Below are 11946 nucleotides of genomic sequence, written 5' to 3'. Positions count from 1 at the left end.
CCGATTCTTGAAGTACCCGTCCGCCGGATTCGGGCGACTGGGAGTACATTCGTCGAAAGTGACCGGCTGGGGTATGTTCCGGTCGGTGGACGGAAGGGGATTCTCCGACGGTGGCGACTCCCGCAGTATCTCCAAAGATGTTGCGAGAGAGGCGGTTTGCGTAAAACTCGTCATCGATGCGACGAGCAAGACCACCATGGAGATCATGAGCGTGCCGCGAACAGGTCTTCGACGATTCATGGGTGTCCCCATTCTCGAAATAATGTGGACCACCCAGACTAAAGGAGACCCGACGGCGAAATCGCCGTCAGAACGGCCCAAATTTCCCCGCGGAAAACGCGGCGACGAGAGCAGTCACTTCAGGCCCCAACGCCCGGTCCGTCTCCACCGGCGGCACCAACTCCCGCAGCCGCTCGTAGGTCGCCCGAAGTCCAGGCGGCTCGTTTCCGGACGCCAGCCACCGCGCCTGCGAACCCGTGATCAGCTCACAAGCCGTGATGGCGGACATCCGCGCGCAGGCGTCACGAAGCTGATTCCCGGCCGCCCAAGCGAACGCCTGCACGTCCTCTTGTCCGGCGGAAGTGTCGACGGAGCCCAACGTCGCGGGCGTGGCCAGCCGCCGCAACGCGTGCAGCTCCCCCACCGCGCGTTTGTGCAGCGGCACCAGTCCCGCCTGCGGTCCCGGAGCGGGCGCCAGCTGCGCGGGCAGGCCGCTGAACCGCTCGTCCAGCAACCGGTGCGTCCGCTGGACGCTCACTTCGCCGAGATGCACCAGCGCCGCCGTCACCGCGTCCATCCGCAGCCCGAGTTCGACGGCGTGGAAACCCGTCGTGGACACGAATTCGCCGTCCAGGAAAGCCGGCGAATCGGTCGGCATCGAGCGCCGCAAGGCCTCGTCCAGCTCGGCGGCGACCCGGGTCAGATGGGCGATCGCACGAGGCGCGACCCGGACGGAAACCGGCGCCTGCACGACCTCCGGCCGTTCGACAGACCCGTGGATCAGTCCGCTCACTTCGAGAAGCACCGAGCGGAGAACCTGATCGTCCCCCGCCAGCGCGGGACGGTAGACCGCTTGCGGCGCACCGAGGACGTCGATCGCGATCGCCGCGGCCAGCGTCTGCAGGTCCACGAGCCGCCGAGCCTCGACGAGTGCGAAGGCGGCGAGCGTCTCGGCCAGCGGCGAGCCCTGGATGAGGGTCGCGCCCTCCTTGAGACCCGGCTCGTACGGCTTCGCCAGCACCTCCGACGCGGGCGTCTCGACGCCGTCCACCAGCACGGTCCCGACGCCGAGAAAGGTCTGGAAGGCATGTGCCAGCGGGATGATCTCGCCGGCGCTGCCCAGCCCCGTCCTCGGCACGGCGGGCGTGAACCCCTCGTTCAGCCGGTCGACGAGGAACGTCACCAGCTCCGGGCTCGCGCCCGCCTCCGGCGCGAACAGATCACGCAGGCGCACCAGCAGGAGCCAGCGCACTTCCTCCGCCGAAAGCCAGGGCGGGCCGCCGACGGCCCGGCCGATCAGCAGGTTCCGCTGGTGCGCGCTCGACGCGGGTGAGGCGACTCCCGCGAGCCGCCCCATGCCGGTGTTCACGCCGTAGACAGGACGATCGTCCAGCGCGGCGAGCACGCGGGCGCGGTTCTCGCCGAGACTCGTCAACAACGCGGGATCGACCTCGAGGACCTCGGCTTCGAACGCCGAAACCAACTTGAAGTCCTTTGTGGACAGCCTCACTCGACGGGACGCGCGAGCCCGTCGATCACCTCGGCACCGGGCAGGGACGCGAGGGTCGCGCCCGAGATCAGCAGCTTGCCGCCGCGGATCCCGCTGCCGATGACCAGTTCGGGTTCGTCCGCGACGCGCTGGTCGATCAGGATCGGCCAACCCTCGGGCAGACCGACGGGGGTGATGCCGCCGTACTCCATGCCGGTGAGCGAGACGGCCTCGTCCATCGGGGCGAAGGACGCCTTGCGCACGTCGAGGCGGCGCTTGATCACGCCGTTCACGTCGGCGCGGGTGGTGGCGAGGATCATCGCGGCGGCGAAGCGGACCTCACCGGCGCGTTTGCCCGCGACCACGACACAGTTCGCGGACGCCGACAGCGGTGAGCCGTACGCCTCGCAGAAGGCGGCGGTGTCGGCCAGGTCCGCGTCGATCTCCACGACCCCGACGGCGTCGGGATCGGGAAGGGCGGCGAGCGCCTTGGCGACGGGCTCGGCGACGAGGTCCGGGCGGGAGAGGGCGGGGACGACGGTGAGGCTTCCGGCGATGGTCCAGGTAGTCACAGCGCCACGATAGCCACCGCGGTCACCAGTTGCGGCCGCCCCGCTGGACCTCGATGAGCTTGGGGCGGACGTCCACGAGGTAGACCAGGACCGCGACCAGCGCGGGCAGCCACAGGATCATGCCGCCGCCGTAGAACTTGAAGAGGGTCAGCACCACGGTGGCCCCGCCGGTGATGAGCATCCAGATGGGCTTGGTCTTGCGGTCGGCGGCCGAATACGCGTCCGCGCGCTGCAGCAGCGCGTGCACGAAGGCGAACAGCCCGGTCAGTGCGCCGCCCCAATGGATGGCGATGAGGATCCAGTCGGCAACGAACACGAAGTCAGCTTACGTCAAACCGGGCGAATGACCCGGGCCCCTGGTACCGAAGCCGGTACCAGGGGCCCTGGGTTCACGCGGACCTTACTTCTCGGTCGTCTTCGGCGCGGTGGCCGGCTTCTTCACGACCGGGCTGGTCGTGGTGCGGCGCGCGGCGGGCGACGTGGTCTTCGGCGCGGTCTTGTTGGCGACCTTGCGCGAAGCCGAACGGGTCTCGTGCGCGAGGTCGTCGCCGATCTCCTCGACCTCGTCAGCGATCTCGCCCGCGACCTCGGTCACCTTGCGGGCGGTCTTCTCGCCCACCGAGCGGGTGCCCTTGGTGACCTTGCCGAGCACGGTGTCGATGCGCTCACGGGTGTCCGCGGTCGCGTCTTCGAGCTGCTCGATGGCCTTCTTGACCTGCGGCTGCGCGGCGATCTTGTCCCACGCCTGCTCGCCGGACTCGGCCAGCTTGTTGTACAGCTTCAGCGCGGCTTCGGTGTACTCGTCGATGACCTTGCGCAGCTCGGCCGGGTCCAGCTTCTCGCGGAGGCCCTCGACGTCGTGCGGGAGCTCTTCGATGTTCTTGCGAGCGGTCTCGCCACCCTCGACGACCTTCTCGCGGGCCTTGCCGACGGCATCGATGACGGCCTGGCCCGCCAGGTTCCCGGCACCCAGCGCGGCGAGCAGCGGCGTGCGGAACTGGTCGAGGGCGGTGTTCTTGCGGTCGGTCTTGGTGGTCGTGGCCGTGGTCATGCTGACTCCTCGGTTTCGGCTTGGACTGTGGTTTCCGCCCGCGGGGGCTTCGCGGCGGCGTTCTCGCGGCGGAACGATTCGTAGACGTCGAGCAGGACCTGCTTCTGCCGCTCGGTCAACTCGGTGTCGGCGCGGATCGAATCGCCGACCGGGCCGCCCGTCGGCAGATCGAGGATTCCCGCTTGCACGTAGAGCGCCTCGGCCGAAATACGCAGGCCCTTGGCGATCTGCTGCAGGATCTCCGCGCTGGGTTTGCGGACCCCGCGCTCGATCTGACTCAAGTACGGATTGGACACGCCGGCGAGTTTCGACAGCTGCCGCAAGGAGATCTTCGCCGTGCTGCGCTGCTGGCGGATGTACTCGCCGATGTCGGAAGCGATGTCCGCGACCTTCTCCATCGGTCCGCCCGATGGGGGCTGATCCCGGTTGGTGTCTGACATCGGTCACCTCCTCGCGACGTCTTCAACGCTACGCGCGAGTGCTAGCTATTGCAAGCACTCTGCTTGCAACCATCGGGTGTGTTGGTGCTCACCCCGCTGCGACATGAAGGATTACGGTGGAGGGATGTCGAACGCGACGCGGCTGCGGCGGCGCCTCGTCGAGCATCTGCTCGCCGAGGGCGTACTGCACGACGCGCGCTGGATGACCGCGTTCCGCACCGTGCCGAGGCACGTCTTCCTGCCGCGGTTCTTCGTCCCGGCGGCGAACGGCTGGGCCGCGGTGGAGAACGGCGACGAAGAATGGCTCAGGCGCGCCTACTCACCCGAAGTGCTGGTCATCCAGCTCGACGACGATTCGGGACTCTGGGAACGGGCGCGCTATCTGGGCGCGCAGCCGGGAACGCCGACGAGTTCGTCCAGCCAGCCGTCGATCATGGCGATCATGCTCGAAGAGCTCCGGGTCGCCGACGGGCACCGCGTACTGGAGATCGGCACGGGCACCGGGTACAACGCCGCCTTGCTGTGCCATCGGCTCGGCTCCGGGCTCGTGTACACAGTGGACATTGACCCGGAACTGGTCGACGCCGCGCGCGAGCGGCTCGCGGAGGCCGGGTACGCGCCTTCGTGCGCCGCGTCCGACGGAGCCGACGGCTTCCCGGCGGGCGTCCTCTACGACCGGGTGCTGTGCACGTGTTCGGTGTCGTCGATCCCGCCCGCGTGGCTGGAGCAGACCGTTCCGGGCGGGCTGATCGTCACCACGCTGAACCGGCCGATCGGCGGCGGGCTCGTCCGGATCGTCGCGGGCGAAGGCGCGACGGGACAAGGGCGCGTGCTCGGCCGCGACGGTCGCTTCATGCCGCTGCGCGCACACCGGTTCAGGCCGTCGAAGGTGCCGGACGGCGACGTCGCCTGGCGGCCGACCCGGCTGCCGATGGGAGTCATCACCGAGGTCCGCAGCCGCTTCGAGTTCTTCGCCGGGCTCCAGCTTCCCGGCGTGACGGCCTTACGGGACGGCCAGAACACCGCGCTGGTCCATGCGGACGGCTCTTGGGTCCGGCATCGGCAGTCGGACCGCGAGTACGAAGTGGCCGAGGGCGGCCCGCGACGGCTGTGGGAGCTCGTCGAAAGCGCGCAAGAGGAATGGCTCGAACTCGGTCAGCCGTGGCGGGACCGGTTCGGACTCAGCCTCGACGGGGACGACCAGGAGATCTGGCTGGATTCCCCCGAAGGCAGGACTTGGCCGCTGTGTCCCTGAAACCGCTACGACCGTGAAAGCAGGCCGCGCACCCACGTCTCCACGTGATCGACGGCGGCGTCCACCGGGATGTGGGTGGTGTCGAACAACTCGACCGGCGGATCGAGCGACGGCGCTTCCCGTTGCAGCCACTCGTTGAACTCCAGCATCTCCTCGACCCGCTCCTCGTCCCACTCACGCCAGGCGGGCCGCGCCAGCAAGCGCTTGCGCAGCGCGTCGGGCTCGCTGACGAGCGCCAGGTAGTGGATGTCGGAGAAGAAGACGCGCTCGGGCAACTGCTCGAACTCGGGCGGCGCGACGGTGCCGCAGAGCACGACCGGGCGACCGTTCTGGTGCAGCATCGCCGCCATCCGCAGCCAGGTCGACCGGAACGCGGGATGGCCGGGGACGTCGTCGCGCAACGCCCCTGTCCACAACACGTCCTGCTCGACCACGAGCGCGAGGTCGCCCAGCCGTTCCGCCAGCCGCGGCCCGACGGTGGACTTCCCCGCCCCGCTCGGCCCGGTCAGCGCGAACAACGGGAGCCGCCGGAACGGCCACCGGTGCGCGCATTCCGCGCACACCAGCAGCCCGCTCTCGGCTTGTGGCCGTTCGGCGCGATCGCCGCAGGCCGGGCAGATCTTGAGATCGAGGACCACGGTCAGTCGAAGAGGCCCTCGAGGAAGCCACCCTTACGACGCTTGCCTTGGTGGCCGTAGCCGTGCGGGGAGTCGGCGTGGCCGCGGTACCCCTTGGGCGAGTCGGCGTAGCCGCCCCGGTAGCCCTTCGGCGAGTCGGAGTACCCGCCGCGGTGCGGCCGCGGGGAGTCCGGGCGGCCGTAGTGCGGAGCCGGCGCGTGCCCACCCCCCTGGTACGGCGGAGGCTGGTGCCCGCCGTAGTACGAGTTCTCGGCACCGGCGATGGCTTCCAGCTCGCCCCTGTCCAGGAAGATGCCGCGGCATCCCTGGCACTGGTCGATGTGGACACCGTTCTTGTCGACGGTCTTCATGGCGTTCTGGCACTTCGGACAAATCACGTATCAGAGATTACGCATTTTTCGCGTCCGAGGTCAGCAGGCGCACAGGCAAAACGGGTGTCCGGCCGGATCCGCGTACACCCGGAAGGTCTCCGGGGAGTCGTCGAGCAGCTTCGCGCCGATGGCCAGCGCGCGCTCGTGACCGGCTTCGAGGTCGGTGACGTCGAGGTCGACGTGCGCCTGCTGCGGGTTCTCCGCCGACGGCCACGCGGGCGGGCGGTAGTCCGCCACGCGCTGGAACGAGAGCCGCGCGCCGCCCTCGGGGTTCCGCAGCGTCACCCAATGGCCGTCCGTGGCGACCTCGGCCGCCTGCCAGTCGAGCAGCTCGCGGTAGAACTCCGCCAGCGCGACCGGGTCCGGGCAGTCGAGGGCCACCGCGCCGAAGGTCGGTACCGCTCCCATGGGCCATCCTCCACGATGATCGAGTAACCAGCGAAGAGAGTATGCGGGTTATCGGAGCCGATGACAACAGGTCTCGTCCGTACACTGGGCGAGGTGAACACCGACGCGTCCCTGGTGGTCGAGTTTCTGAACACGGTGAACGTCGAACGCGGCACCGACCTCCTGGACGATCTGGAGACCTGGCAACGCTGGGCCCGCGATCACCGGCTGCGCGCGGACACCCCCGCGGCCGCGCGCGAAACCCGGGACGCGCTGCGCTCGGCGATCGGCGACCCGCGGCTGCCCCGGCTCGGCCTGCGCGCACCGGCGGAGATCGTCCTCGGCTCGGAAGGCCCGCTCCTGGTCGCGGAATCGGTCAGCGAAGCGGTGATGGCCGCGTCGACCCGGCTGACCGTGCTCGGCGAGTGGATCCGGCTCAAGATCTGCCCGGCGGACGACTGCCTGTGGGCCTTCTACGACGAGTCGCGCAACCGGTCTCGGACGTGGTGCTCGATGCGGTCGTGCGGGAACCGGGAGAAGGCGCGGGCCTGGCGGGCGCGGACGGCGGACGTCTCGACCTGAGCCGAAGGGGCCTTTCCCCGCATGTCACGCGGCGAAGGACGCTTTCACCCCATCGCATGCGGGGAAAGGCCCCTTCAGCCCCCGCCCTCACGCCCGCGCGACCACAACTTCTGGGGTCACCCACCCCCGAGTTACCCCCAGGGGTTGTGCACACCGTTAGGCCAAAGACGTGAAAAGCTGTGGATAACCCTGGGGATGACTCCACTTCCTGTGGACAACTCCCGGAAGGGCCTCCGGAGTGTGGTATAAGTGCCGCCGCTCAGAAGAGCAGCTGCGCGACCGCGTAGATGACCAGACCGGCGAGCGCGCCGACCACCGTGCCGTTGATCCGGATGAACTGCAGATCCCGGCCCACCTGGAGCTCGATCTTGCGCGAGGTCTCCTCGGCGTCCCAGCGCTCCACGGTGTCGGTGATGATCGTGGTGATCTCCTGGGAGTAGTGCGTGACCAGGTAGGCCGCCGCCCCCTCCACCCAGGTGTCCACTTTGGACCGGATGTGGTCGTCGGAGACCAGCCGCTCGCCCAGCGTCTCGAGTCCGGTGCGCACCCGGCGCCGCAGCTCGCTCGACGGGTCCTCGGCGGCGTTGAGGAGCATGTCCTTCGCGGTCGCCCAGGCCGAGCCGATCAGCTTCTGCACCTCGTCGTGCCCGAGCATCTGGGACTTGACCTGCTCGGCGCGCGCCATCACCTCGGGGTTGGTCTGCAGGTCGAGGGCGAACTCACCGAGGAACTTGTCCACCGCCAGCCGCATCGGGTGGTTGACGTCGGTCTTCACCGCCCACACGAAGGACAGCACCTCGCCGTAGACCTTGTCCGCGAGCATCTCGTCGACGAACTTCGGCGACCAGCTCGGCGCCCGGTCCGAGACCACGCGCAGCATCGTCGTGTGGTTGTCCCGCACCCATTCGTAGGCGCGGTCGCACATCAGGTCCACCAGCTTGTGGTGTGCCCCGTCGGCGAACACGCCTTCCAGGATCTTGCCGAGCGGCGGGCCCCACGGCTTGTCCACGATCCGCTTGACCACGGCCTGTTCCATGATCGCCTGGACGTCTTCGTCGCGGAGCACCTTGACCGCGGCCCGGACGACGGTGGCCAGTTCGGACGTCACGCGTTCGGCGTTCTGCGGCTGCGAAAGCCACCCGCCGAGCCGCTTCGAGACCTCGACCCGGCTCAGCTTCTCGCGGATCACCGACTCGGACAGGAAGTTCGAGCCGACGAAGTCACCGAGGCTGCTGCCCAGCGCGTCCTTCTTGTTCGGGATGATCGCGGTGTGCGGGATCTTGATCCCCAGCGGATGCCGGAACAGCGCGGTCACCGCGAACCAGTCGGCGAGCGCGCCGACCATCCCGGCTTCGGCGGCGGCGCGGACGTAGCCGACCCAGCCCGGCCAGCCCGCGGCCTCGGCCCAACTGGTCAGCAGGAAGATCACCGTCGCACCGAGCAGGAACGACAGCGCGACCAGCTTCATCTTGCGCAGGCCGCGGCTCTTCTCCTCCTCGGCGGCGGTTCCACCGGGCGGATCGGCTGGGGTCACCTTGGCGGGCGTCAGTTGCTCCACAGGGCCATTGTCCGTGAGGATGGCTGATCGTGCGCGAACCTGTCCTCGTACCCCGCCTCCAGCCCTTCACGTCGACCATCTTCGCGGAGATGACGGCACTGGCCGTCCGCCACGAAGCCGTCAACCTCGGCCAGGGTTTTCCCGACACCGACGGGCCCGCCGGAATGCTCGACGCCGCCAAGAACGCGCTGTTCGGGGGCGCGAACCAGTACCCGCCGGGGCCGGGGCGCCCGGAGCTGCGCGCGGCGATCGCGCGGCACCGGCTCCGCTACGGCGTCGAGTACGACCCCGACACGGAGATCCTGGTCACCGCCGGGGCCACCGAGGCCATCGCGGCGTCGCTGATCGCGCTGACGCAGGCCGGCGACGAGGTCATCGTCATCGAGCCGTACTACGACTCGTACGCGGCCGCCGTCGCCATGGCGGGCGCGGAACGTCGCGTCGTCGGCTTGGTCGAGCGTGACGGCCGATTCGCGCTGGACATCGAGGGCCTTCGGGCCGCGGTGACCGATCGGACCAGGGCGATCCTGATCAACTCGCCGCACAACCCGACCGGCACGGTGTTCACGCGCGCCGAACTGGAAGCCGTCGCCGCGCTCTGCGTGACGCACGACCTGATCGCGATCACCGACGAGGTGTACGAGCACCTGGTCTTCGACGACGCCGAGCACTTCCCACTCGCGACCTTCCCCGGCATGCGCGACCGCACGGTCTCGATCTCCAGCGCGGGCAAGACGTTCAACTGCACCGGCTGGAAGATCGGCTGGGTCTGCGCGAGCCCCGAGCTGGTCGCGGCGGTGAAAGCGGCGAAGCAGTTCATCACCTTCGTCTCGGGCGGTCCGTTGCAACCGGCCGTCGCCCACGCGCTGGACCACGAACTGCCGTGGGCCGAAGAGCTGCGCACGAGCCTTCAGGGCAAGCGGGACCGGCTCGCCGCCGGCCTCGCGGAGGCGGGCTTCGCGGTCCGGCCGACCGCTGGGACGTACTTCATCTGCGTCGACGTCCGCCCGCTCGGCTTCGACGACGCCGCGGAACTGGCTTGGGAACTCCCCGAACGGGTGGGCGTGGCGGCCGTGCCCGTAAAGGTGTTCACCGATCACCCGGAAGAGTGGAAACACCTCCTGCGTTTCGCGTTCTGCAAGCGCAACGAGGTCATCGACGAAGCGGTCACCCGATTGCGCAAACTCCGGTGACTCGTCCGATGTTCAGGTCCAGCCGCCGACTTCGAGGGCACGCTTGAGCCGGTCCAGACACCGTCTTCGCACCCTGCCCACGCTGGCCGGGCTGATCCCCAGTTCTCCGGCGAGCTGGACGTAGGACAGCTCCGGCCGGTGGGCGAGCAGCCACATCAGCCGCCGGTGCACGTCCGGCAGGCGATCGACCGCCGCCCACAGCGCGCGGTCGCGGGCGGCCCGGACGACCTCGGTCTCCGGGGTCGTTTCCGGCCCCGGGAGCGGACGCGGCGTTTCGCGCCTGTTCCTGGTGATCATCCGGAGCGCGCGGCGCCGCGCGGTGGTCGTCAGCCATGCCCGGAGCTTCGCTTCGTCACGCAGCGCGCCAGGCGCGCGGAGCAGGTCCAGCCAAGCGTCCTGACAGACGTCCCTGGCGTCGGCTTCGCTCAGGCGATAGGTCTTCAGCACCCCGAGCACCGCCGCCGACACCGCGTTCACGTCCCACATCGCGGACTCTCCCGTCCCGGCGGCTCGCGTCCGCCACCTCGATCACCGAACGCGACTTTGACGGCACGCACCGCAGCAGGGATCCGGCTCGAGCCCCTAAAACATCAGGTCACCGAGTATTTGAGTAGTTCCACCCGGGTCCGGATAGCCGCCGGGCACACACCGAGAGTGATCAACTTCGGTACTCCAAGCACCGGAGCCGGTTGCGTCGTTCCGCCTAACGGGCTGGATCGGCGGCGGCAGAGGTGAAACACTCCCCTCCGGTGCTAAAACTGGTGCAGCCCCGGGGGAACTGCGACCTGACCGGAAGAGACCCCAAGCAAGATCGAACTCACGCGGCAAACGTGGGTTTCAGGCGCGGACGGTGGTGATTGCTGTGAGTGGTGCGGCAGTCGTACCCCGTCGCGGCCTCAAGGCCCCGAAAGCCGGCGCGCGAATCCTTTTCGCGGGTGGGCTCGCGCTCACCGGCTGGATCCTCGGCGCGGTCTTGAGCACTCCGGCTTCGGCCGACGAGCAGACCCCCGTGACGCCGGAGACCTCGGTGGTCCAGCCCGAATCCGGGAAATCGACCACACCGGAGGAGTCCACTTCGGACTCCGGCTCGGCCGAAACCACGAAACCCGTTGAAAGCACCGAAACCAAGAAGGCCGAAACCCCGAAGGAAGAGCCCGCCCCCGCGTCGAGCGAGGAGCCTGAGGCCACCGTCGAGGACAAGGCCGTTTCGAGTGCGAGCTCCGTCGAGACGTCTTCTTCGCCGGAGCCGGAAAAGAAGACCGCGAAGCCCCAGGCCTCCAACGGTTTGCTGGGCGGCCTCATCGGCGGTGTGCTGGACCTCGTCACGAACACGGTCGGCGGCGTCGTCGAAACCGTCGGCGGGGTCGTCGGCGGAATCGGCGAGCACGTCGTCGCGCCGATCGTCACGCCTAATCCGTGCTGCGGGGCGAGTCCCCCGGTGATCCTGCCGGGTACCGGCGACATGCTCGACCCCGTCTTCGGCGGCGGCTCGGGCGAGTCGGCGAGCGGCTCGGTCACCATCGCCGTCCCGGCCAAGAACATCGCGACGAACACGCCCGCGCCGAGCACCCCGGACCCGCGTCCGTTCGTCCCCGCCGAAACACCCGTTCCGGCGGCGGCGCCCCAGAACCACCGCGTCACCCTGCCGCTCCGGGTCAAGCTCGACGCCCAGCCCGCTCCGGCCGTCCCCGCCGAATCCGACACGCACGCGTCCCCGGACGGCGGCGGCTCGGGCGGCGGCGGCGGTGGCCTGCCGAACGCCCCCGTGGCCCCGCTCGCGCCCACGACGAGCGCCCAGCCCGGGCACGACCACTCCGGCGGCGGCCGCGGGCCGCTCGCCGTGCTCGACGCCGGAATCCCCGCCACGCAGCTGAAACTCCTCGGAGCAGGCTGCGATCACGAAGGCGAGCGCACCGGCCGGGAAGCCGCGCTTCCCACCACCTCCCCCGACTGACCTGACCGGGTCGCCGGGGAGAACCACGTCCAAACCAAGATCAACTTCGGTTTTCGACGTCCTCTGAAATCCCTGGCAGAAGTCGCTTTCGCCTGCCCTCGTTCAGGTAACCCCTTGTCTTTCCGAACGGCCGACCGCGCCCGGCCGGTTCGGATCCCGGCCCCGGCGCCGCACTGCCCCTGGGGCGGCGCCGGGACCAGCACCGGGTGGACTTCGGGGGCTTCTGCTCACCGCGCC

At 69.3% G+C, this 11946-nt stretch carries 14 protein-coding genes; 4 read left to right on the top strand and 10 right to left on the bottom strand.

Annotated features, from left to right (window positions below; all coding sequences use genetic code 11):
• Positions 1-307: 307 nt before the first annotated feature.
• The 5 genes from ACZ5IK_RS07610 to ACZ5IK_RS07590 all read right to left on the bottom strand — a co-directional run bounded on the left by ACZ5IK_RS07610 (position 308) and on the right by ACZ5IK_RS07590 (position 3729).
• Entirely contained in the window at positions 308-1729 is a 1422-nt protein-coding gene (locus tag ACZ5IK_RS07610; protein WP_465487030.1) for an aromatic amino acid lyase, read from the bottom strand.
• Complete coding sequence (locus ACZ5IK_RS07605) at positions 1726-2280, bottom strand: YbaK/EbsC family protein (RefSeq protein ID WP_465487029.1); 555 nt, start codon at positions 2278-2280, stop codon at positions 1726-1728. Before ACZ5IK_RS07605 ends, ACZ5IK_RS07610 begins: the two co-directional genes overlap by 4 nt.
• Positions 2281-2302: 22 nt before the next feature.
• Positions 2303-2596 (bottom strand): DUF2516 family protein, encoded by a 294-nt coding sequence (locus tag ACZ5IK_RS07600; RefSeq protein WP_465487028.1) that lies wholly within the window; start codon positions 2594-2596, stop codon positions 2303-2305.
• An 84-nt stretch (positions 2597-2680) separates the two neighbouring features.
• Positions 2681-3331 (bottom strand): hypothetical protein, encoded by a 651-nt coding sequence (locus ACZ5IK_RS07595; RefSeq protein WP_465487027.1) that lies wholly within the window; start codon positions 3329-3331, stop codon positions 2681-2683.
• Positions 3328-3729, bottom strand: a complete 402-nt coding sequence (locus ACZ5IK_RS07590) for a helix-turn-helix domain-containing protein (protein WP_101613678.1) — start codon at positions 3727-3729, stop codon at positions 3328-3330. The genes ACZ5IK_RS07595 and ACZ5IK_RS07590 overlap by 4 nt, the downstream gene beginning before the upstream one ends.
• 166 nt (positions 3730-3895) lie before the next feature.
• On the opposite strand from ACZ5IK_RS07590, the gene ACZ5IK_RS07585 reads away from it, so the two are divergent.
• Positions 3896-5026 carry a methyltransferase domain-containing protein gene (locus tag ACZ5IK_RS07585; protein WP_465487026.1) on the top strand — a complete coding sequence of 377 codons (1131 nt, stop codon included), beginning with the start codon at positions 3896-3898 and terminating at the stop codon, positions 5024-5026.
• 5 nt (positions 5027-5031) lie between these two features.
• On the opposite strand, the gene ACZ5IK_RS07580 is transcribed toward ACZ5IK_RS07585, so the two are convergent.
• From ACZ5IK_RS07580 to ACZ5IK_RS07570, 3 genes are read right to left on the bottom strand one after another with little or no spacing between them, the layout of a single operon-like run.
• Positions 5032-5664 carry a P-loop nucleotide/nucleoside kinase family protein gene (locus ACZ5IK_RS07580; RefSeq protein ID WP_465487025.1) on the bottom strand — a complete coding sequence of 211 codons (633 nt, stop codon included), beginning with the start codon at positions 5662-5664 and terminating at the stop codon, positions 5032-5034.
• Positions 5665-5666: 2 nt separating this feature from the next.
• The gene (locus ACZ5IK_RS07575; RefSeq protein ID WP_101611979.1) at positions 5667-6041 is read right to left on the bottom strand and encodes a TFIIB-type zinc ribbon-containing protein; all 375 of its coding nucleotides are present in this window, start codon (positions 6039-6041) and stop codon (positions 5667-5669) included.
• 33 nt (positions 6042-6074) lie between these two features.
• Entirely contained in the window at positions 6075-6443 is a 369-nt protein-coding gene (locus tag ACZ5IK_RS07570) for a VOC family protein (protein ID WP_465487024.1), read from the bottom strand.
• Between the two features lie 60 nt (positions 6444-6503).
• Between ACZ5IK_RS07570 and ACZ5IK_RS07565 the strand changes: the two genes are divergently transcribed.
• On the top strand, positions 6504-7004 hold the full coding sequence (locus tag ACZ5IK_RS07565; protein WP_465487023.1) for a CGNR zinc finger domain-containing protein: 501 nt from the start codon (positions 6504-6506) through the stop codon (positions 7002-7004).
• Between the two features lie 259 nt (positions 7005-7263).
• On the opposite strand, the gene ACZ5IK_RS07560 is transcribed toward ACZ5IK_RS07565, so the two are convergent.
• Positions 7264-8562 carry a DUF445 domain-containing protein gene (locus ACZ5IK_RS07560; RefSeq protein WP_465487022.1) on the bottom strand — a complete coding sequence of 433 codons (1299 nt, stop codon included), beginning with the start codon at positions 8560-8562 and terminating at the stop codon, positions 7264-7266.
• 29 nt (positions 8563-8591) lie between these two features.
• On the opposite strand from ACZ5IK_RS07560, the gene ACZ5IK_RS07555 reads away from it, so the two are divergent.
• Positions 8592-9755 carry a pyridoxal phosphate-dependent aminotransferase gene (locus ACZ5IK_RS07555; protein WP_465487021.1) on the top strand — a complete coding sequence of 388 codons (1164 nt, stop codon included), beginning with the start codon at positions 8592-8594 and terminating at the stop codon, positions 9753-9755.
• A gap of 12 nt (positions 9756-9767) precedes the next feature.
• Here the strand turns inward: ACZ5IK_RS07555 and ACZ5IK_RS07550 are convergent, their stop codons facing one another.
• Positions 9768-10241 carry a sigma-70 family RNA polymerase sigma factor gene (locus tag ACZ5IK_RS07550; RefSeq protein ID WP_465487020.1) on the bottom strand — a complete coding sequence of 158 codons (474 nt, stop codon included), beginning with the start codon at positions 10239-10241 and terminating at the stop codon, positions 9768-9770.
• Positions 10242-10617: 376 nt separating this feature from the next.
• Here ACZ5IK_RS07550 and ACZ5IK_RS07545 point away from each other — a divergent pair, with 376 nt between their 5' ends.
• Positions 10618-11709, top strand: coding sequence for a hypothetical protein (locus ACZ5IK_RS07545; RefSeq protein WP_465487019.1), 1092 nt, complete (start codon positions 10618-10620; stop codon positions 11707-11709).
• Positions 11710-11946: the final 237 nt, after the last annotated feature.

It is taken from the genome of Amycolatopsis sp. NPDC031561, assembly GCF_055580625.1.
This window is presented reverse-complemented; position numbering and strand designations above follow the sequence as displayed.

Coding starts and splice junctions, on each gene's coding strand:
- ACZ5IK_RS07595 (WP_465487027.1), bottom strand. CDS start 3,331: ATGACCACGGCCACGACCACCAAGACCGACCGCAAGAACACCGCCCTC.
- ACZ5IK_RS07590 (WP_101613678.1), bottom strand. CDS start 3,729: ATGGAGAAGGTCGCGGACATCGCTTCCGACATCGGCGAGTACATCCGC.
- ACZ5IK_RS07585 (WP_465487026.1), top strand. CDS start 3,896: ATGTCGAACGCGACGCGGCTGCGGCGGCGCCTCGTCGAGCATCTGCTC.
- ACZ5IK_RS07570 (WP_465487024.1), bottom strand. CDS start 6,443: ATGGGAGCGGTACCGACCTTCGGCGCGGTGGCCCTCGACTGCCCGGAC.
- ACZ5IK_RS07565 (WP_465487023.1), top strand. CDS start 6,504: ATGACAACAGGTCTCGTCCGTACACTGGGCGAGGTGAACACCGACGCG.
- ACZ5IK_RS07550 (WP_465487020.1), bottom strand. CDS start 10,241: ATGTGGGACGTGAACGCGGTGTCGGCGGCGGTGCTCGGGGTGCTGAAG.